This window comes from Corallibacter sp., from assembly GCF_048381695.1.
GTDB lineage: Bacteria > Bacteroidota > Bacteroidia > Flavobacteriales > Flavobacteriaceae > Corallibacter > Corallibacter vietnamensis.
Map to the genome: position 1 here is coordinate 486,269 of NZ_JBLXHI010000002.1, position 21,081 is coordinate 507,349.

Sequence of the window (21,081 nt, forward strand, 5' to 3'; positions counted from 1 at the left end):
TATTTAAGGCGTGCAAATTTACATTATTTATAATAAATATCTACTTTTGGCCCTAGAATTGTATTAACATAACAATAACATAACATTCTAAAATAGATGAAAACTTTAAAACCTTGGATTGCAACTTTTTTCTTACTCCTGTGTATTAACATTCATTCTCAAGAGAAAAAGAAATTTAAAATACATACCGTTGCATTTTATAATTTAGAAAACTTATTTGACACAATTAACGATCCTAATAAGTTTGATGAAGCTAGCCCAATAATGGAAATGAAAACCGAAATTGGTGACATTTACAAAAAGAAGGTTAGCAATATGGCTCGTGTTATTTCTGACATTGGTTCTGAAATGGCACATAATTCTCCAGCTGTTATAGGTGTCTCTGAAGTAGAGAACAGAAGCGTGCTTGAAGATCTTGTAAACGATCCTTTACTTATAAATAAAGATTACGGCATTGTACATTATGACTCTCCTGATGCTCGTGGTATTGATGTTGCTTTTCTATATCAAAAAAAGTTATTTACACCATTACACACAAGTTCTCATGAACTTAAAATTTATGACGATAATACTCGTGAACGCGTTTACACAAGAGATCAATTATTAGTAAGTGGAAAACTTGATGGTGAGATGATTCATGTAATTGTAAACCATTGGCCTTCGCGTCGTGGTGGAGAAGCAAGAAGTAGACCTAAACGTGTTGCTGCTGCAAAACTAAACAAAAGCATTATAGACTCTTTACAAGCTATAGATCCTTACGCTAAAATTTTTACAATGGGAGATTTAAATGACGACCCAACAAATGCTAGTGTGAAAAAGATTTTAAAAGCTAAAAAAGATAGAGAAGATGTAGGTTTAAAAGGCATTTACAACCCAATGGAAAATTTCTTTAGAAAAGGACTTGGCTCTAACGCTTATAGAGATGCTTGGAGTTTATTTGATCAAATTATGATGACAAAGCCTTTAATTGAAAAAGACTATTCTTCATTTAGATTTTACCAAGCTGGTATATACAACAAAAATTATTTAGTAAACAAAGAAGGACGTTATAAAGGATATCCTTTACGTAGTTTTGCAGATGGCGGTTTCACTGATGGCTTTAGTGATCACTTCCCTGTTTATGTTTACATTATAAAACAAATAGACTAACAATCTATTAGAATACTCAAAAAAAAGCGTCTAAAATGTATTTAGACGCTTTTTTTATAGTTTATATTACTACTAATTGAACCAAACATTCCATGGAATTTTTGCTAATACAAGAATTAATGCAATGGTATAAAATATAGCAATCGTTTTAAGTTTATTTTTGGAAGTTAACTTCTTTTTGTGTTTTGAATAGCCTATTGTAATTAATGCTACTGCAACAATCATAGTAAAAGGATGCTCAACAATATTAGAGCGTAAAGTACTATTTTTCATAACTTCTCCCATTCCCATTTCGCTTATAAGCGAAAAATAGTCAGCAGCAAAAAATAATATAATACCTAGCAACAAGTGAATATGAGTTACTATTAATGTAAATAGTGATATTCTGAAATCTTTTGCTTCATATTCCTTATTTCCGATTGTTTTTATTATCGCATTTAAAGTCGCTAAAACTAATATTAAAAGCACAAGATATGCCCAGTAAGAGTGAAGTATTTTTACAGTATTATACATAATTAAGGTTTAATTTTTGTTGATATAGCAAAGGTAATAATAATATGCATAAAAAAACCTCTTCATTTTTGAAGAGGTTTTTAAATTTATCTAAAAAACTGATGTTAGAAATTGAATCTTAAACTAGCATTCCAAGTTCTTCCATATCCTAAATACACCTCATTTTCAGTACTTACACCATTCCATGAAGTATAACCACTTTCAACATCATGGATATTTGTTGTTGACTGTTCAATATAAAGTTCATCAAAAACATTACTTACGTTCAATCTAAATTGAACGTTGTTGTTTTCTTTACCTACTTTTAATTTATAAGAAAGTCCTAAATCTAATGTTTCATAACTAGGAAGCTCTATAGAACCTCTATTATTTTGAGTTGTAAATTCATCAGCTCCAAAATCTACAGAAGCATATAAATCACTGTAATAATTGAACGTAGCATCTAAAGCAAGAGCTTTAGTTACGTTATAACCTGCATTTAATCCCGCAGTAAATTGAGCTGCATTACCAACTTTTACTCCATCAATGTATGCTACATCACCTTCACTCAAGATATTGTTGTTATCATCAAATGATCGTGTTTCAACATTTCCGTCATACTCCCAATTACCAATAGATATGAATCCATTTACAGATAAGCCTTTTAAAGGTTTAGTAAATACCTCTAACTCGACACCTTGGTGAATTTCTTTTATTCCGCTAGACTGATAAAAAACATCAGAGTTACCATTATTATCTGTATCTTCTGCAGAAGAAAGTATTCTGTTATCCCAAATTGTGTGATAAACATTTAAGTTAGCAGACACATATTGACTTTTAAATTTATATCCAGCCTCTAATCCTGTTATTTTTTGGTTCTCATCTCCAAACGAGTTTAATTCATTTGAAGCTCTAACATTAGTATATAAATCATCGTGATATGGCTGTCTTGAGTAATAACCTCCATTAACAAAAACAATATTATTGTCATTAATATTATATGCTCCACCAGCCTTTAAATTATAACCAACGTTATTCACTTTTTCAGACTCTCCTAGACCTTGAACATCCCAAAACCCTTCTCTTTGATGAGATTGAGTTGATAAAGCTCCTTGGAAAAAAGCAGAAAATTTATCTGTTGCATATTCAATTTGTCCAAAACCTCCTATGTAATTAATTTGCTCCTCATAATCATGTCCAAAACGTTGATTATGGTCTAAAGTAGAAAACAAGTTTTTCCAAGGATTGAAACCTGTTTGTTCTGTTAATGTGTAAGGTACTGGAGAAGATGCACTAGTATATGTAGGTGTTGCTCCTAACAAATCAACTGCTGATCTGTAATGTATTCCATTATAAAATCTACTATCAACTCCAAAATTAAAAGACAACTTATCATTAATTTTATGCTCAAAGTTAGATAATAAACCAAACCAGTTATGAGAGTTTACAGAAGCATGCACAAAATTGTCTGCATCTGGGTTAGATAAATTATTTGCTTCAATAGCATCATAATCAATCAACCCATTTGCATCTCTAAAATTATAAAATGTGTTACCTCTAGGGTAAGCAAATCCTCCTCTACCAAAAGAAGCATAAGCCACAGTTGACAACGTAGACTTATCACTTATATTCCAATCCCAACTTAAGTTAGTAACTGGTTTGTGGTAGTAGTTTCTTCCTCCAGCATATTCTTCACCTTTATAATATCCCCACCAATCATTGTAACGTCTACCTTTATCTAAATAGTCTTGTAACTCATTTCCTCCAGCTGCTCCGTGCCATTGTGGCGCACCTGTAATTAAAAAGTTAAAGATGTGCTTTTCGTTTGGCTTATACCCTAAAGACAAGAAATATGTTTGCCCCTGACCTTTAGCTCCTTGCATATAACCATCGCCTTGCCAATGACCTATCATTGCAGAAAACGCTAAACCATTTTCCATTAAACCTGTAGAATAATATCCTGTTGTTTTAAGATAGTTGTCATTTCCTGTCATAGCTTGAACAAAACCACCTTCTTTTTTATCTACTGTTTTTGTAACAATGTTTACAGTACCACCTACAGATGATATTGCTAATTTAGACGAACCTAAACCTCGTTGTACTTGAACTGCATTAGCTATATCCAACACTCCAGACCAGTTAGACCAATACATCTTACCGTCTTCCATACCGTTTATAGGCTGACCGTTTAATAAAAACGCTGTGTTAGTCTGGTCAAAACCACGTAAAAACATTGAACCATCTCCAAAACCTCCACCTTTAACATTCTGTACAGAAGGTGTAGATTTTAATACTTCTGGTAAATCCCAGTTTCCTGCTTTTTCTTGAATCTCGGCTGCTTTAATAGTCGAAACTGCAACAGGTGTTTTTCTGTCTTCAGCTAAATCAATAACACCAGAACCAATAATAACAACTTCTTCTAATGTGTTGTCAGGAGATAGTGTTACATTACCTAGGTTTGTGTTTCCATTGAAAGACATTGTTACTTTACCATATCCAACAAAAGAAATCACTACTTCACCAGAAGCAGATTGTGTTGTTAAGGTAAAATTTCCATCAAAATCAGAAGACACACCATTTGTAGTGCCTTTCTCAACGATGTTAGCACCAGGAAGTGGCGCGTTCATTTCGGCATCCATAATTGTACCTGAAACAGTACTTTGAGCCATTGAAAATGCAGTAAACATAAAAGCTACTGCTAAAAATAATCTTGTAATTTTTTTCATTGTATTAATAAGATTTGTTTTAAATTTTTTGCAAAATTACACTTAAACAACACATATTCATTACGTAATTGTTAAGAATTTTTAATCTTATTTAAAATACAATAAAAATAAGCGTATCAATATGTTACGCAAAAAAGGTATTAACAACTTTTTCAACAAAGATTACGTTAATTCCTTATAAAAACTTAAAAGGTTTAACGTAGAGTCATCATGATTCATAAAAGTGTCACCTTGTATATTTTTCAAGATATTTCCTGCTAATTGCTTTCCTAGTTCAACACCAAATTGATCATAACTAAAAATATCCCAAATGACACCTTGAACAAATATTTTATGCTCATACATAGCGATAAGCTTACCTAAACTTTGAGGCGTTAATTGCTTTATAAAAATAGTGTTGGTTGGTTTATTTCCTTCAAAAACCTTATATGGTAATACTTTAGAAATTTCTTCTTCAGACAAGTTTTTGTCTTTTAATTCTGATAAAACCTCATCAGACGTTTTTCCATTCATAAGCGCTTCAGTTTGTGCTATAAAATTGGAAATTAATTTGTCTTGATGGTCTTTATCTCCATGTAGCGACTTGGCAAACCCGATAAAATCAGCAGGGATAAGTTTTGTTCCTTGGTGAATTAATTGAAAAAAAGCATGCTGTGAATTAGTACCTGGTTCTCCCCAAATTATGGTTCCTGTTTGGTAGTTTACAGAATTTCCGTTTCTATCTACACCTTTTCCATTACTCTCCATAATACCTTGTTGCAGGTAGGTTGCAAACTGATTTAAATATTGTGAGTAAGGAATTATTGCTTCTGTTTCAGCATTAAAAAAGTTATTATACCAAACACTTATTAACGCTAAAACTACTGGAATGTTTTTATCAAACGGCGCTTCTTTAAAATGTATATCCATAGCATTAGCGCCTTGTAAAAGCTTATCAAAATTATCAAAACCAAGTGATAAACTTATTGTCAATCCTACTGCACTCCAAAGAGAAAAACGTCCTCCAACCCAATCCCACATTGGAAAAATATTGTTGGCATCAATTCCAAAACCTTGAACCTTTTCTATATTAGTAGAAACCGCTACAAAATGTTGTGCTACCGCTTTTTCGTCTAAAGATTTTAAAAACCAGTTTTTTATTGTAGTTGCGTTTGATAATGTCTCTTGTGTTGTAAACGTTTTTGATACAATAACAAAAAGTGTGGTTTCAGGATTTATTTTTTTTAGAACCTCATTTACATGATCACCATCAACATTACTAACAAAATGCGTGTTCAAGTGGTTTTTATAATACTGAAGTGAATCTACCACCATGGCTGGTCCTAAATCAGAACCTCCAATTCCAATATTAACGATATCTGTAAACGCCTTTCCTGTACTACCTTTTTTATCTCCTTGTATAATAGCATCTGAAAAGCTTTTTATTTTGTTTTTTACAGCATAAACCTCTGGAATAACATTTTTACCATTTACTAAAACGGTTTCAGTTTCTTTGGCTCTTAAAGCTGTGTGAAGCACGGCACGTTTTTCTGTTTCGTTTATTTCTTCTCCAGAAAAATAGGTGTTAATAGCTTCTTTAAGTTCTACCTGGTTTGCTAAATCTTTCAATAAACCCATTGTTTCATCTGCGATTCTATTTTTAGAAAAATCCAGATAAAAGTCTTCCCAAGTAATTGTCATTTTATTTACTCGTTCTTTGTCTTGAGCAAATAGTGTTTTTATATGTGTGTCTTTTACTGTTGAGAAATGATCTTGGAGGTTTTTCCAAGCTGTAGTTGTTGTTGGGTTTATTTTTGGTAATGCCATGAATGAATTAATATGCCTGTGTAATCAAATTTTCTGAAGCTGGCTCAATAAGAGGCTCTACATCAGATTCTATTTTATCTAACTGAACTTTTATAGGTTTGATATAATCTAAATATTTTGCTTTTAGACTATCTGAAATAGGTTCGGCTTCTGGTAGTTTTTGTTTAAAAGGGTCTACTTGTTTTCCATTTTTCCAGAAACGATAACAAACATGTGGTCCTGATGTATTTCCTGTCATTCCAACCCAACCTATTACATCGCCTTGTTTTACGTATTGGCCTGCTTTTACGTTTTGTTTTTTCATATGTAAGTACTGCGTAGAATAGGTTGAATTATGTTTTATTTTAACATAATTACCATTTCCTCTAGTGTAAGCAGACTTGATAACGGTTCCATTTGCGGTTGCTCTAATTGGTGTTCCAATATCTGCAGCAAAGTCGGTGCCTTTATGCGGCCTAATGCGGTTTCCATATAATGCTATACGACGACGTAAGTTATATCTTGAAGAGATACGTTTATACTCAACAGGAGCTTTTAAAAATGCTCTTCGTAAATTTTTGGCTTCTTCATTAAAATAATCAACCAATCCTTTTTCTTTGTCTGTTTCAAACTCAAACGCATAAAAAGGTTCGTTTCTATGTTCAAAATATGCCGCTTTTATATCTGCTATTCCAGCATAAATACTATCATCAATATACTTATCTGTATATATTACTTTGAATTTATCTCCTTTTTGCAGTCTTGAAAAATCTATAGTCCAAGCATAGATATCTGACATCTTATATGCTAAAATAAAGCTAATACCTTTGTCTTCTAAAGCTTCTGATATATTGCTTGTAATGACTCCTGACACTTCTTTTTCTACATACTTAATTGGTTTTCTACTTTTGTATGCGTGTATAGAATCCTGAAAATTCACAACAACATATTCTTCTTTATTAGGCTGATAAATAAAGCATTTAGGTTCCTGAAGTGTATCTTTAGAGCACAACAAAGTGTACGGTTTTCCTATTTGAAGCTTACGAATATCAAAACTATCTCTAGCTTTTTCAGCGATTTGAAATATTTTAGGATAACCTAATCTATTACGCTCCATAATAACTCCAAAGCTATCTCCAGATCTTATGGTATCTCGTTTTACTATATAATCGTTAAGATTAAAACCAAATTCATAAATATCTTTAGGTTCTAAAACAGCAACTTCTTTAACCTCTTCTCGTTGTTGTTTTTCTTCTTCTTTACAGCCAACAAAAAGTAATGCTGCTGCAAAAACTATTAGGCATCTTCTCCCCAATGTTGTAATTCTTTTTTGCTCCATAAGTCTGGAAAAAATATTCGTCTTTGATATTTTGGATGCATGTATTTTACCCATTCACTTCCTCCTGTTGCTTCTGCTGTTTTACCTCCTATATTTAAATAGTGGTTTGCGGTATTGTAATGTGCCATAACCCATTTTATATTAACCGTGTGGTCATAATGTCTCATGGCATTTATTAAATCTTTGTCCTCTTTAACACTTTCTGGAAGTTGTTTAAACTTAGTCCAGAGGTTATTTGTGTTGTAGAATTTCGCAAATCTAATAAATTCCTCTTTGTATCGTTCTTCAAAAACTGTTAATAAATAACTTTTTTTGCCTGTTTTGTAGTCTTTTCCTGCTGCTTGCCAGTATAAATGCTCAAAAGCGTGCTCAAAAGAGGTGTTTCTATCTATTGTTTTTCTAAATCTATTATCTATAAGGTTTATAAGCTCTGTAGAAGCAAACTCAATTTTTCTGTATTGCGCACTTTGAAATCCGCTAGCAGGTGTTAAAGTGGTTCTAAACTTATTATATTGCTCTACTTCCATGCCTTCTCTCATAATATTGAAAGATGATGTTAGCATATCAAAATAACGGCTTATACGCATTAATTTATTTGAAAAGAAAGCAGCCTCAATGGCATCACTTTTTGCTACTTGCTCTATTTCCCACAGTATCATTTTAAACAACAATTCGTTGATTTGATGATACATGATAAATACCATTTCGTCTGGCAAAACAGTGCGTTGAGTTTGTAAATCAAGTAAGGCATCTGTTTGGATATAATCCCAATAGTTTATGGGTTTACTATATAAGAGACCTTCTAAATGTGTATCAAGGTCTTGACCAATGCTATCAAATTTTTCTTTAAGTTGACTTGTTAAGTTCTTTTCTTTGTCCATTAATTTTGTGCAATAATTTTGAAGGGATGTTTTAACCCTTTGAACGCATCTAAATCTGCTCTTAAAGAGCCTACTGCTAAATCTGCTTTGATACGTAAGGGAATTCGGTTTTTATCATTTGAAACCCATAATGTTAGGCTTTCTTCTTCTTTAAACACTCTTCCTGCCATAACATATGGTCTAAATTTAAGAGCGTTAATTTTTCCAAATTCGGTATCTATAATTTCGGTTCCTAAAAATTTTATTTTGAATCCATAATTTTCTTCATCAAAAAACATATCTACTGATACTTCATCGCCTAGTTTTAGGTTTGTGATATCTAAATTGTTTCTTAAATAATAAAACGTAGATACCATGTCTTGAATGTTAGGCTTTGTATCTATTACAGATTTTTTGTTGTGTTTTTTATTATTTACGTGAGCTTTTTGTTTTTTTTGATCAAAATGAATTTCGATGTCTTTTGTATGACCGCCTTCATCTATTTTTCTAATAAATCTATACGGAGAAATGGTTGATTTACTAAAATAGCTTTCATAACGATCATCTACTTTAAAAAACCATTTAATTGCGCCTGTTGTCCAGCCTTTACCTACCACATGATAAACAGATTCGTTTTTATACAAACCTTCATTGACAGTAAGTGTTGCTTCTCCTGCTTTTAAAAAACCACTGTAACTCATTTCAAATCTAAACCATTCGCCTACTCCAAAAGCGCTTTCACTTTGTGAAAAACTGGTTTTAATTCCTAGAATTACGACGCAAATAAATAATAGATTTTTCATAATTAAGTTATTGTAAATGTAACGTTTATAATTACTATGTTATTAATTAAAATATAAGATTACAATTACTATTCCAAAAATATAAAACAAAAACGCTTCCTTATACTTTGGAAGCGTTTTTTTAATATTAATTTATACTTATTTCTAAAGAGTTCCTCTTTTTTCTTGTTCTCTTTCAATAGATTCAAACAACGCTTTAAAATTTCCTGCTCCAAAACCGCGAGCTCCCATACGTTGAATAATTTCAAAAAACAATGTTGGTCTATCTTCAACTGGTTTTGTAAATATTTGTAATAAATAGCCTTCTTCATCAGCATCTATCATAATACCTAAACCTTTTAGCTTTTCAATATCTTCACGAAGTTCGTGACTAAATTCATCTAATCGACCAGGAACCGCATCATAATATGCTTGTGGCGGATGTGATAAAAACTCAACACCTCTAGAACGTAAATCAGAAACCGTTGATATGATATCATCTGTAGCAACGGCAATATGCTGTACACCTGAACCTTCGTAAAAATCTAAATATTCTTCAATTTGAGAACGTTTTTTACCTTCTGCAGGTTCGTTTATAGGGAACTTTATACGTCCGTTACCGTTACTCATTACTTTACTCATTAAAGCTGAATATTCTGTATGGATTTGCTTATCATCAAACGATAAAAAGTTTACAAAGCCCATAACATCTTCATACCATTTTACCCATGTATTCATTTCGCCCCAGCCAACGTTACCTACCATGTGATCTATGTATTTTAACCCTACTGACTCTGGGTTATAATCTGATTCCCATTTAGTAAAACCAGGCATAAAGACTCCGTTGTAATTTTTACGTTCTACAAACATATGCACTGTTTCTCCATAGGTATAAATTCCTGCTCTTACTACTTCTCCAAATTCATCTTTTTCTACAGTTGGTTCCATATAAGATTTTGCGCCACGAGATGTAGTCTCCTCATAAGCACTACGTGCATCTTCTACCCAAAGCGCTACAACTTTAACGCCATCGCCATGTTTTACAATATGGTCGTTAATTGGATGTTTAGAGTTTAATGGTGTTGTAAGAACTAATCTAATTTTATCTTGTTTTAACACATATGAAACTGTGTCTCTACTTCCTGTTTCTAATCCTTTGTATGCATAAGATTGAAACCCAAAAGCTGTTTTGTAAAAATGCGCTGCTTGTTTTGCATTTCCTACATAAAACTCAACATAATCTGTTCCTAATAGCGGAAGGAAATCTTCGGCTCCTTCAAATATTTTTTCTAATCCGTAGTTTACTGATTTTATTTCTTTTGACATAGTTGTTAATTTTCAATGTTATTGTGTTCGTTTAATGAATCTGATATTGAATCAGATGTTATAACAGCATCTTCTTGATACTCATAAGTGTCGTAATCTTCATTATAAAGCGAGTCATAGGCTTCTTGAGAATACTCATACTCGTATTGGTAGGTTGTGTTATTGTTATTATAAGCTTCCATAAATGCTGTTGATATAAGCGCACCATACACTACAAAATAAATAATGTATAAAACGGTTATTAAGCTGCTTATTATTAAAGAAACTATATTTAAAATTTTAGCATTTTTTACGTTATTATAGCTTTGAACTGAAAAACCATCAGGTGTTTCAATAAATAATTTTAAGCTTCTGTTTGCAGACACCAAACCAATAATGCTTAATGCCACACTTACTACAGAAAAGACTCCACAACAACATCCTAAAAAAACTAAAACAATAGCAATAATTCCTAAAATCAATGCTGATGAGTCTGCTGGTAACTTATTTTGATTCACGTATATTTATATTGATTTTTTATTTGTCTAACCAAGATTTAAAATAATCTTCGTCTGCTATTTTTAAGGCATCTTCTGTTATTTGAAGCGGCTTAAAAGTATCAACCATTACAGCTAACTCATCTGTTTTTACTTTTCCGAGACTACGCTCTACAGCACCTGGATGCGGACCATGTGGTATTCCTGCTGGATGCAAACTAATGTGTCCTGCATCTATATCATTTCGGCTCATAAAATCTCCATCTACATAATAAAGAACCTCATCACTATCTATATTACTATGATTATATGGCGCAGGTATTGATTCTGGATGATAGTCATATAATCTTGGCACAAAACTACATACAACAAACGCATCTGTTTCAAAAGTTTGATGTACTGGAGGCGGCTGATGTATACGCCCTGTAATAGGTTCAAAATCATGAATTGAAAAAGCATACGGATAGTTATACCCATCATAACCAACTACATCAAAAGGATGTGTTGCATAAACCATTTCAAAAATATCGTCTTGTTTTTTTACTTTGATTAAAAAATCGCCTTTTTCATTGTGGGTTTCAAGCTCTTCAGGCCTACGTAAATCACGCTCACAAAATGGTGAATGCTCTAACAACTGACCAAACCAGTTACGGTAACGTTTTGGCGTATAAATTGGCCTTTTAGATTCTACAATAAATAGTCTATTATCTTCGGTATCAAAATCTATTTTATAAATAATACCTCGTGGTACTAATAAATAATCACCGTATTTAAAATCTAAATTCCCCAGCATTGTACGTAGCTTACCAGTTCCTTTATGGATAAAAATAAGCTCATCTGCATCTGTATTTTTATAAAAATAGTCTCTTGTTGATTGCTTTGGTGCAGCAAGTATTATACTACAGTCATTATTAGTAAGTACTGTTTTTCTGCTTTCTAAATAATCGCTTTCTTGTGGCACTTGAAACCCTTTTAAACGATATGATTGTATACTATTTGCTTTTGCAATTTTTGGCGCAACACTATATTGCTTTTTTATTTCTTTTACTTGTGTTGGTCTGTGCTCATGATAACTATTTGTTGACATACCGTCAAAACCAATGGTTCCAAATAATTGCTCACTATACAGGCTTCCGTCAGGCTTTCTAAACTGTGTATGCCTTTTTGGAGGGATGTTTCCTAGTTTATGATAAAATGGCATTGCTTAAAATTATTGTTTAGTTTTCAACTAAAAACACGTGTTATTGCTTTTGTTTAAAAACTTAATTACTAAAGTATTAAAGGTACAAATTAATAAGGTTTCTGCTTAAGCAGAAATTAGAAAATTGCTGTTTATTCTGGATTTCTTTTGATAAGAAATTGAAGGTGTGATAATAAATCGATCCAAAAATGTTTCATAATTCAACAAATATCGGAAAATTTTATTGATTTCGAAATCAAAACCAAAAACCTAAATTAAAAAAGAATAGTCCGCGTTTTGTTTCTGGCGACCAAGTATATTTTGCTTCAATTGGCCCTAAAAAGGTTTCAATACCATAACCTAAAGCATAGCCTGTATAATCCGGTGACGAAAACCAATTTCCGGTACTAAAAAGATTGTCTTCTATATTTGCAAAATTTGCCGCTATATTAACATGATTCTTTTTAAAGATTTCATAGTCTATATTTATTAATGCTTTCACAAAGCTATTGCCTTGCAGAGAAACAAAATCATACCCTAGAAAAGGCAAGAAATTGTTTATAAACTTATTTCCATATCCACCTAAAACAAAATTAAGATACTGGTTATCATTCTCCCCTATTGTAAAGCCTCCGTCTGCTATTAAGTTTACTGTTAAGGCTGGCGTTATACTTTTTGCATATCCAAGAGTTGCTTTTCCTATTGAAAATTCTGAAAAGTTGTTGTTATAATCAGAAGAATATAGATATAAATGAAAATCTCCTTCAAAAAACAATCCTTCGTCAGGAAAGTATTTATTATTGTATGTGTCTAGCTTAAGTTTTCCATATAAACTTAAATAATCACTGTTTTCAAAGACTGTTTCTTCAGCTGTTGCTTGTCTTAATATAGTTTCTGACTCTAGGATTAGTTTTTTATGTTCTGCTCCTAAAACTAAAGCAAAGTCTTTTCTAAATAATGTTTGCAAGTAAAGCTGGTTTGTAAAATCATTTAGCTCTACTTCTAACTTGTTTACACCTAAAGTTGCAAGCTCTTGATCTGACAGCAACGCCGATGATTGAATATTTTTTTTGAATTGATTATATCTAGAATGAAAACCAATACTCCAGTAAAATCCTTTATCAATATAGTAATCAAAGTTGTATCGTAAATTATCTCCTAAAATAAAATCTATAGAAGTAACATCATTTTTAAATAAAAGTTGTTTTCGTGTAAAATTCACTAATGCGGCACTTTTATACAAATCATCATAATGAACACCTAACTTAAAAAATGTTTTTTTGTCAGACTCTTTTACTCTAAAAAATAAGTCATAACCTTCTTTGTTTATAGATGGTTTTAATTGATGAACTACACTTTGAAAGTTATTGGTTGCTGCAAGATTATTTACTCCATCTACCAAGGTGGTATATTTTATTTTTTCATCTTGTTTAAACTTCAATTTTCCTAAAACATAAGCTCGTGTATATTTTTCATTTCCGCTAACTACAATTGCATTTATTTTAATACTATCAATAGCTTTTATAGATTGTTCTTTTTGATTTTTGGCAACCTGCATTGAGGATATTTTTTTTAGAGCATCTATTTCTTTTACGGTGGCTTTTTCTCCGTTTTCAATTATTTGCCTTCCTGCATCAAAAGATATAACGGTGTAGTCTGAAATATCAGGTTTAATATAAACATCTGTTTTTTTAGACTTTTCTATCATATCATTAATTGTACGGTAATTATTAATTTGAAGAAGGATATCTGGAGCAGATTTAAGCTCGTCGCGTGTGGCTAAACCATCTTGTACATCAACACCTATTATTATATCCATACCCTTTGCTTTAAGTTCATCAATAGGGTAGTTGTTTACAACGCCACCATCTATTAAAATTTGATCATCAATAATTACTGGTTGAAAAAGCGACGGAAATGCACCACTTGCTGTTATGGCTTGCGGCAAACTTCCTTTATCTAAAACAACAGGCTTACCTGTTTCAACATTTGTTGCTATGCAGAAAAATGGTATTGGCAGTTTACTAAAATCATCTATATCACAAACGTGAAGTGTTAATTTAGATAAAAGACTTAATGTATTTTGCCCTCTAGAAAGTGCCGATGGTAATTTTATTTTAAAATCATCAAACGGTAATGTAACTGCATATTTTTCGGAGTTATCACGCTCATAAAAAGTTTTTGATGCCCTAGGCAAGTCATCGTTTATTATTTTATCAAAGTCTACATCTCTAAAAATTGAATCTATATCTTTTCCTGAATATCCAGCCGAATATAGTGATCCTATAATAGCTCCCATACTTGTACCAGCAACATAATCTACTCGAATTCCTAAACTATCAATAACTTTTAATGTTCCTATATGAGCGAGTCCTTTTGCACCACCACCACTTAAAACCAAACCAACCTTTACATCTTGTTTTTCATTGCTTTGTGATTGCACTGAAAAACATAATAAAATGCTTATGACTAATATTATATGCTTCATTATTTATGAAAGTAATTATATATTTTATTTGCTTTAGACTTACCCACAACATCTTCTAACTCATCAAGCTTGGCATTTGCTACACGCTTTGCTGACTTAAATGTTTTAAGTAATTCTACAATTGTTTTTTCTCCAATTCCTGGAATGGTTTCTAACTCTGTATTTAATGCCGATTTGCTTCGCCTGTTTCTATGATGTTCTATTCCAAAACGATGCGCCTCATTACGTAATTGTTGAATAACTTTTAGAGTTTCACTTTTTTTATCTAAATATAAGGGAATTGGATCATCTGGGTAAAATAATTCTTCTAAACGTTTAGCAATTCCGATAATGGCTATTTTTCCTCTTAAGTTTAAAACATCTAAACTTTTTAACGCTGATGACAATTGCCCTTTTCCTCCATCTATAATAATAAGTTGTGGTAGTGGTTTATCTTCATCTAGCAAACGTTTGTAACGCCTGTAAACAACCTCTTCCATTGAAGCAAAATCATCTGGACCTTCAACGGTTTTTATATTAAAATGACGATAATCCTTTTTACTTGGCTTACCATTTTTAAAAACCACACAAGCTGCTACTGGATTTGTTCCTTGAATGTTAGAATTATCAAAACACTCAATATGTCTAGGCTCTTCATGTAGTCTTAAATCAGCTTTCATTTGCGCCATAATTCTATTAGCATGCCTATCTGGGTCTACAATTTTTACTTGCTTAAGCTGCTCCAACCTATAATACTTGGCATTTCTTAAGGATAAATCTAAAATATGCTTTTTATCACCAAGTTTAGGAACAGTAACTTTTACACTTTCTCCAAGATCAACTTTAAAAGGTACATAAATCTCTCTTGATTTTGAATTAAAGCGTTGTCTTAATTCGGTTATTGCAAGCTCAAGTAATTCGACATCTGTTTCCTGAAGCTTTTTTTTAATCTCCATAGTATGCGACCTAATTATAGAACCATAAGATACTTGCAAAAAATTTATATATCCATAGCTTTCATCACTAACAATGGTAAACACATCTACATTACTTATTTTAGGGTTTACTATAGTAGATTTTGCCTGGTAATTTTCTAAAACCTCTATCTTTTCTTTTATTTTTTGAGCCTCTTCAAATTGTAAATCTTCGGCATAGGTTTTCATTTGGTGTTTAAAGCCAGAAAGGGAATCTTTAAAGTTTCCTTTTAAAATTTCTTTTATAGACGCAATGTTGTTATGATAAGAAACCTCTGTCTCGTAGCCTTCACAAGGACCTTTGCAGTTTCCTAAATGATATTCTAAACAAACTTTATATTTTCCTGCGTCTATTTTTTCTTGAGCCAAATCATAATTACAAGTGCGCAGCTGAAATAAACCTCTTATTAAACCTAATAATGTAGATACGGTTTTCATGCTAGTGTAAGGCCCAAAATATTCAGAACCATCTTTAAACACACGCCTGGTAGAAAATACTCTAGGAAAACGTTCATTTTTTACACAAATCCAAGGATAAGATTTATCATCCTTAAGCATCACATTGTACCGCGGCTGATATTTTTTTATAAGGTTATTCTCAAGCAACAAAGCATCTGTTTCGGTATCAACAACAATATGCTTTATATCTGCAATTTTTTTTACAAGCACTTTTGTCTTGCCATAATCGTGCTGTTTATTAAAATAAGAACTTACTCTTTTTTTTAAATTTTTAGCTTTTCCTACGTACAAAATCTTTCCGTCAGCATCATAATACTGATAGACACCTGGAAGGTTTGGCAAGGTTTTTAATTGAATATCTAAAGCCGTTTTACTCATTCTTCCAAAGGTAATTATTTTAATTTTTTAGGTTGAATTTTGTAGGGTTAAATCTTTTTAAATTTTAATAAAAAAATAATTTTTTAGAATTGCTAATTCACTACATTGCGCCACTTTTTTTAAAACCGTATATGAAGAAAAAAACTATTGGAAGGGTTGATAAAATTGACTTTCCTACACTAGATTTATACAATATAGATGTAAAAATAGATACAGGTGCATACACATCTGCAATACATTGTTCTCAAATTGTTGAAAAAGACAACATGCTATTTTGCACCTTTCATAGTGAAGGACATGCTAACTTTAATAGTATTGAAATTATTTTTGATGATTATTCAAGAACCGATGTAAAAAGTAGCAATGGTTTTAAAGAGAATCGTTTTAAAATAAAATCTGACGTGATATTTTTTGGTAAAACATATAAGATTAACTTAACTTTAAGCACAAGAGACGACATGAAATTTCCGGTGCTTATTGGCAGACAGTTTTTAAGCAAAAAATTTCTAGTAGATGTAGATCTCCAAAATTTATCATTTAACGCAACACAACCATGAATATAGTCATTCTATCAAGGAATACACATTTATACTCAACGCAACGTCTTATAGAAGAAGGCGAAAAAAGAGGACACAAAGTAGAGGTTATAGATCCTCTTAAATGTGATATCATTATAGAAAAAGAAAAACCAACTATATATTACAAAGATAGATATCTTGATTATGTAGATGCCATTATACCTAGGATTGGCGCCTCTGTAACATTTTATGGCTGTGCTGTTGTAAGACAGTTTGAAATGATGAATGTATTTACTATTTGCACCTCTGATGCCATACAAAGATCTCGAGATAAACTTCGCAGTTTACAACGCTTAAGTAAAGCAGGTATTGGTATGCCAAAAACTGTATTTACAAACTATTCAAGAGATGTAGAAGAAGTTATAAACCACGTTGGTGGCGTACCTGTTATTATAAAACTTTTAGAAGGCACACAAGGATTAGGTGTTGTACTTGCTGAAACAAAAAACGCAGCCGAATCTGTACTAGAAGCCTTTAATGGACTTGAGGCTCGCGTAATAGTTCAAGAGTTTATTAAAGAAGCAAAAGGTGCTGATTTAAGAGCATTAGTTGTTGACGGGCATGTTGTTGGCGCTATGAAACGCCAAGGTAAAGATGGAGAATTTCGATCTAACTTACACAGAGGCGGAACCGCAGAAATTGTAAAATTAAGCGAAGCCGAATTAAGATTAGCTATGCAAGCATCTAGAGCCTTAAAACTTCCTGTTTGTGGTGTAGACATGTTACAATCTGATCGTGGTCCTTTACTATTAGAAGTAAACTCAACACCTGGATTAGAAGGTATTGAAGGTGCTACCGGAAAAAATATTGCTAAAGCAATAATAACCTATATAGAACGAAACAAATAAGTATGACATTTAGACAAAAAAACAAAATCACAGTATTAGGACACGATATAAAAGCAGGTGAAAATTGTGAATTAAGTTTTGGCGTTGCAAATCTTCATACCTCATCTAGCGTAGATGTTCCTGTAATAATAGAACGCTCTAAAAAACCTGGACCAGTAGTTTTATTTACTGCTGGCATTCATGGTGACGAAGTAAATGGCGTAGAAATAATTAGACAAATAATTGCTAAAGGTATAAACAAACCTAAAGCAGGAACCATTATTTGTATTCCCATTATTAATGTTTTTGGATTTATTAACTTAAACAGAGAATTCCCTGATGGCAGAGATTTAAACCGTGTTTTTCCTGGTACTAAAAACGGTTCTTTAGCAAGCCGTGTTGCCTATAAACTTGTAAATGAAGTAATCCCTGATGTTGATTTTATTATGGATTTTCATACCGGTGGCGCCGGAAGGTTTAATGCACCTCAAATTCGTATTGCAAAAAACAACCCAAAACTAGACAAGCTAGCCGATGTTTTTGGGTCACCGTTTGTTCTTTACTCTAAAAACATCAAAAAATCATTCAGAAGCACCTGTCATAAACTAGATATTCCTATTCTTTTATTTGAAGGCGGAAAATCATTTCACATAGATGATCAAGTAACTAACACAGCTGTAAACGGTGCTAAACGCGTGCTTAATCATTTAGGAATGCTTTCTACCAGATTCAAAGTATCTAAACCAAAAAAGATGCCTGTTTACATATTGGATAGTCGCTGGCAACGTGCTAGTTTTTCAGGCATGTTTAAACCTTCTATTGCTATAAATTCTAAAGTAACAAAAGGCGATGTTATAGGTAACATAACAGATCCTTATGGCAAGTTTAACCACTTTGTTAAAGCTAGTAATTCAGGATATATCATTAATGTAAATGAGTCTCCTATTGTATATCAAGGAGACGCCTTATTCCATATAACTACCAAGCTAAAATGACAAAAGCAGCACTTCGTAAAGCTTATAAGTTAAAACGAAACAACTTAAGCATTGAAGACATTGATAATTTAAGTATCGCTATTGCAAACAAGCTATTACAGTTGCCTATTTGGGACAAATCCTTTTATCATATTTACTTAACAATAGAAGAACAAAAAGAAGTAAACACTGATTTTATTTTGAATATTCTCTCTGGAAAAGATAAAAACATTGTTATTTCTAAAAGTGATTTCAAAACAGGGTTGATGCATAATTTTTTGTTGACAGACAATACTGTTATTAAAAAAAATGCTTTAAACATCCCTGAACCTATTGATGGAATTCCAATTCAAAACAATGTTATTGATGTTGTTTTTATACCACTTTTAGCTTTTGATAAGCAAGGACATCGTGTTGGCTACGGAAAAGGGTTTTACGATAGGTTTTTAACATCATGCAAAGCAGATGTCATTAAAGTTGGATTATCTTTTTTTGACGCAGAGCCTTTAATTGAAGATGTTTTGGAAACTGATATTGCTGTAGATTATTGCGTGACTCCAGAACAAATTTTTTCTTTTTAATTTCTATCAAATGCTTTTTTATTAAACACAATAAGCAAACCAAAACCTGTGCTTATTGCAACATCAGCAATATTAAAAACAGGTTCAAAAAAAGTAAAATACTTATCACCAACAAGTGGCATCCATTCAGGTAAATATCCTTTCCAAATAGGAAAATATAACATATCCACTACTTTACCATGAAACAAGCTATCGTAACCTCCTTCAGGTGGTAAAAAAGAAGCAACTTGCCCATGACTATCATTAAATAAAACACCATAAAAAACGGAATCTATAATATTCCCTAAAGCGCCGGCAAATATGAGAGATACTGCTATTATAAGCACTCGTGATTGTTGCTTTTTGGTTACATCATACAGCCAATAACCAATACCTAAAATAGCAACTATTCTAAAAATAGTTAATGACATTTTTGCTGTTCTATCAGATATAAATGAAACAAAATCACTAATCTTGGTTCCCCAAGCCATACCTTCATTTTCAACAAAATATATCCTAAACCAACTAAACACAGTAGTATCTTCTCCTATTACAAAATGTGTTTTTACATAAATTTTACTCACTTGGTCTACAAGTAAAATAAGAACAATAAAAAGAATAGATTTTTTTAAGGACATGTAATCTGTTTGATTTCAAACAAAAGTAATATAATTATTGTGTTTTAGTAATGCTAATATCACCATTAATAGAATTTAACAACAATGTATTAGCTCCTAATTCTAATTTATCAGGCTTTACCTTACCATGTTTTGTGTGTGCATTTACAGTAGCATAATTACTTACTACTGTAATATCACCTTGTATTGTATTAACCACAGCAGAACCTGTGAACTCTGTAGCAGAAAAATGTCCGCTCAAAAGCTCAGTAAAAACATGTTCATATTCACCTTTTAAATACACTGAACCTATATCACTTGTTATATTTAGATTTAATCCTTTTGGCATGATAATGTGATATTCAATAGAGACAACTTTATGCGCTGACAACTTATCATCTTTTGCCTTAAACAACGGTTGATATGCTGTTGAAACAAAAAGCGTATCGTTTTTTGTTTGGTTAGACAACACCAATTGCTCACTATTTTCACCTTCCATCAAGGTTTTAACTGAAATTGTGCTAACAGCAGCTGTTTCTACATATATTCTAAAGCTATTATTAGCATTAATTTTTACTGTAGAAATAGTGCCTGCCTGTAACTCTTTTTTAGAAACTTTTTGTGCGTTTACATGAAAAAAAGCCAAAAGAACAAAAATTAAAAGCCCTTGTTGTTTCATAAAAAAACAAAACGCTTCAAGGTTCTTGAAGCGTTTTTGATATTTATTTTTAAAAAAAGTAATAACGTTTATTGCATATTTTTAGCCTCAATACTTAAGGTTGCATGAGGAACTAGCTTTAAACGTTCTTTATTTATTAATTTTCCAGTAACTCTACAAACGCCGTATGTTTTATTTTCTATACGAATAAGTGCATTTTTAAGGTCACGAATAAATTTTTCTTGACGAATAGCAAGTTGTGAGTTTGCTTCTTTACTCATTGTTTCACTACCTTCTTCAAATGCTTTAAATGTTGGCGATGTGTCATCAGTGCCATTATTTAGGTCATTCATATATGCACTTTTTATCAATTCTAAATCGTGCTGTGCTTTTTCTATTTTTTCTTGAATTAGCGCTTTAAATTCTGCTAAATCTTTATCAGAGTATCTTACGTTTGTTTCTGCTGCCATATTC

General features: G+C 31.9%; 19 protein-coding genes. 5 read left to right on the forward strand and 14 right to left on the reverse strand.

All coding sequences use genetic code 11. From position 1 onward, the window contains the following. Nucleotides 1–96 precede the first annotated feature (96 nt). Entirely contained in the window at nucleotides 97–1,149 is a 1,053-nt protein-coding gene (locus ACN5J3_RS05970; RefSeq protein ID WP_417290541.1) for an endonuclease/exonuclease/phosphatase family protein, read from the forward strand. Between the two features lie 72 nt (nucleotides 1,150–1,221). Here the strand turns inward: ACN5J3_RS05970 and ACN5J3_RS05975 are convergent, their stop codons facing one another. The 11 genes from ACN5J3_RS05975 to uvrC form a co-directional block, all read right to left on the reverse strand. After that, on the reverse strand, nucleotides 1,222–1,662 hold the full coding sequence (locus tag ACN5J3_RS05975) for a hypothetical protein (protein WP_417290540.1): 441 nt from the start codon (nucleotides 1,660–1,662) through the stop codon (nucleotides 1,222–1,224). A gap of 104 nt (nucleotides 1,663–1,766) precedes the next feature. Next, nucleotides 1,767–4,367, reverse strand: a complete 2,601-nt coding sequence (locus ACN5J3_RS05980; protein ID WP_418511113.1) for a TonB-dependent receptor domain-containing protein — start codon at nucleotides 4,365–4,367, stop codon at nucleotides 1,767–1,769. Between the two features lie 162 nt (nucleotides 4,368–4,529). Then, complete coding sequence (gene pgi / locus ACN5J3_RS05985; RefSeq protein ID WP_418511114.1) at nucleotides 4,530–6,173, reverse strand: glucose-6-phosphate isomerase; 1,644 nt, start codon at nucleotides 6,171–6,173, stop codon at nucleotides 4,530–4,532. 7 nt (nucleotides 6,174–6,180) lie between these two features. Beyond that, the gene (locus tag ACN5J3_RS05990; RefSeq protein WP_418511115.1) at nucleotides 6,181–7,491 is read right to left on the reverse strand and encodes a peptidoglycan DD-metalloendopeptidase family protein; all 1,311 of its coding nucleotides are present in this window, start codon (nucleotides 7,489–7,491) and stop codon (nucleotides 6,181–6,183) included. Beyond that, complete coding sequence (locus ACN5J3_RS05995) at nucleotides 7,449–8,372, reverse strand: tryptophan 2,3-dioxygenase family protein (protein ID WP_418511116.1); 924 nt, start codon at nucleotides 8,370–8,372, stop codon at nucleotides 7,449–7,451. The genes ACN5J3_RS05990 and ACN5J3_RS05995 overlap by 43 nt, the downstream gene beginning before the upstream one ends. Then, nucleotides 8,372–9,154, reverse strand: coding sequence for a DUF3108 domain-containing protein (locus tag ACN5J3_RS06000; protein ID WP_344726606.1), 783 nt, complete (start codon nucleotides 9,152–9,154; stop codon nucleotides 8,372–8,374). The genes ACN5J3_RS05995 and ACN5J3_RS06000 overlap by 1 nt, the downstream gene beginning before the upstream one ends. A gap of 144 nt (nucleotides 9,155–9,298) precedes the next feature. Further along, the gene (gene hppD / locus ACN5J3_RS06005) at nucleotides 9,299–10,459 is read right to left on the reverse strand and encodes a 4-hydroxyphenylpyruvate dioxygenase (RefSeq protein ID WP_344726608.1); all 1,161 of its coding nucleotides are present in this window, start codon (nucleotides 10,457–10,459) and stop codon (nucleotides 9,299–9,301) included. Between the two features lie 5 nt (nucleotides 10,460–10,464). After that, the gene (locus ACN5J3_RS06010) at nucleotides 10,465–10,956 is read right to left on the reverse strand and encodes a CCC motif membrane protein (protein ID WP_344726610.1); all 492 of its coding nucleotides are present in this window, start codon (nucleotides 10,954–10,956) and stop codon (nucleotides 10,465–10,467) included. Nucleotides 10,957–10,975: 19 nt separating this feature from the next. After that, nucleotides 10,976–12,136 carry a homogentisate 1,2-dioxygenase gene (locus ACN5J3_RS06015; RefSeq protein WP_418511117.1) on the reverse strand — a complete coding sequence of 387 codons (1,161 nt, stop codon included), beginning with the start codon at nucleotides 12,134–12,136 and terminating at the stop codon, nucleotides 10,976–10,978. Between the two features lie 235 nt (nucleotides 12,137–12,371). Beyond that, nucleotides 12,372–14,603 carry a patatin-like phospholipase family protein gene (locus ACN5J3_RS06020; RefSeq protein WP_418511118.1) on the reverse strand — a complete coding sequence of 744 codons (2,232 nt, stop codon included), beginning with the start codon at nucleotides 14,601–14,603 and terminating at the stop codon, nucleotides 12,372–12,374. Further along, nucleotides 14,603–16,393, reverse strand: a complete 1,791-nt coding sequence (gene uvrC, locus ACN5J3_RS06025; RefSeq protein WP_418511119.1) for an excinuclease ABC subunit UvrC — start codon at nucleotides 16,391–16,393, stop codon at nucleotides 14,603–14,605. The genes ACN5J3_RS06020 and uvrC overlap by 1 nt, the downstream gene beginning before the upstream one ends. Nucleotides 16,394–16,524: 131 nt before the next feature. Here uvrC and ACN5J3_RS06030 point away from each other — a divergent pair, with 131 nt between their 5' ends. Genes ACN5J3_RS06030 through ACN5J3_RS06045 form a run of 4 tightly spaced genes read left to right on the forward strand, consistent with a single transcriptional unit; the run spans nucleotide 16,525 to nucleotide 19,353 of the window. Continuing rightward, nucleotides 16,525–16,950 carry an ATP-dependent zinc protease gene (locus ACN5J3_RS06030; protein WP_418508660.1) on the forward strand — a complete coding sequence of 142 codons (426 nt, stop codon included), beginning with the start codon at nucleotides 16,525–16,527 and terminating at the stop codon, nucleotides 16,948–16,950. Then, nucleotides 16,947–17,819, forward strand: a complete 873-nt coding sequence (gene rimK / locus ACN5J3_RS06035) for a 30S ribosomal protein S6--L-glutamate ligase (RefSeq protein WP_344726619.1) — start codon at nucleotides 16,947–16,949, stop codon at nucleotides 17,817–17,819. Before ACN5J3_RS06030 ends, rimK begins: the two co-directional genes overlap by 4 nt. 2 nt (nucleotides 17,820–17,821) lie before the next feature. Beyond that, on the forward strand, nucleotides 17,822–18,793 hold the full coding sequence (locus ACN5J3_RS06040) for a succinylglutamate desuccinylase/aspartoacylase family protein (RefSeq protein ID WP_417290531.1): 972 nt from the start codon (nucleotides 17,822–17,824) through the stop codon (nucleotides 18,791–18,793). Further along, a complete protein-coding gene (locus tag ACN5J3_RS06045) occupies nucleotides 18,790–19,353 on the forward strand; it encodes a 5-formyltetrahydrofolate cyclo-ligase (protein WP_417290530.1) in 564 nt (187 codons plus the stop codon). Before ACN5J3_RS06040 ends, ACN5J3_RS06045 begins: the two co-directional genes overlap by 4 nt. Here the strand turns inward: ACN5J3_RS06045 and ACN5J3_RS06050 are convergent. The 3 genes from ACN5J3_RS06050 to ACN5J3_RS06060 all read right to left on the reverse strand — a co-directional run bounded on the left by ACN5J3_RS06050 (nucleotide 19,350) and on the right by ACN5J3_RS06060 (nucleotide 21,077). Next, on the reverse strand, nucleotides 19,350–19,970 hold the full coding sequence (locus ACN5J3_RS06050) for a lipoprotein signal peptidase (RefSeq protein ID WP_417290529.1): 621 nt from the start codon (nucleotides 19,968–19,970) through the stop codon (nucleotides 19,350–19,352). The two genes, ACN5J3_RS06045 and ACN5J3_RS06050, sit on opposite strands and share 4 nt — an antisense overlap. Before the next feature lie 34 nt (nucleotides 19,971–20,004). After that, nucleotides 20,005–20,628, reverse strand: a complete 624-nt coding sequence (locus ACN5J3_RS06055; RefSeq protein ID WP_418511120.1) for a hypothetical protein — start codon at nucleotides 20,626–20,628, stop codon at nucleotides 20,005–20,007. A 68-nt stretch (nucleotides 20,629–20,696) separates the two neighbouring features. Next, nucleotides 20,697–21,077 carry a TraR/DksA family transcriptional regulator gene (locus ACN5J3_RS06060; protein ID WP_417290527.1) on the reverse strand — a complete coding sequence of 127 codons (381 nt, stop codon included), beginning with the start codon at nucleotides 21,075–21,077 and terminating at the stop codon, nucleotides 20,697–20,699. Between the last annotated feature and the right edge of the window lie 4 nt (nucleotides 21,078–21,081).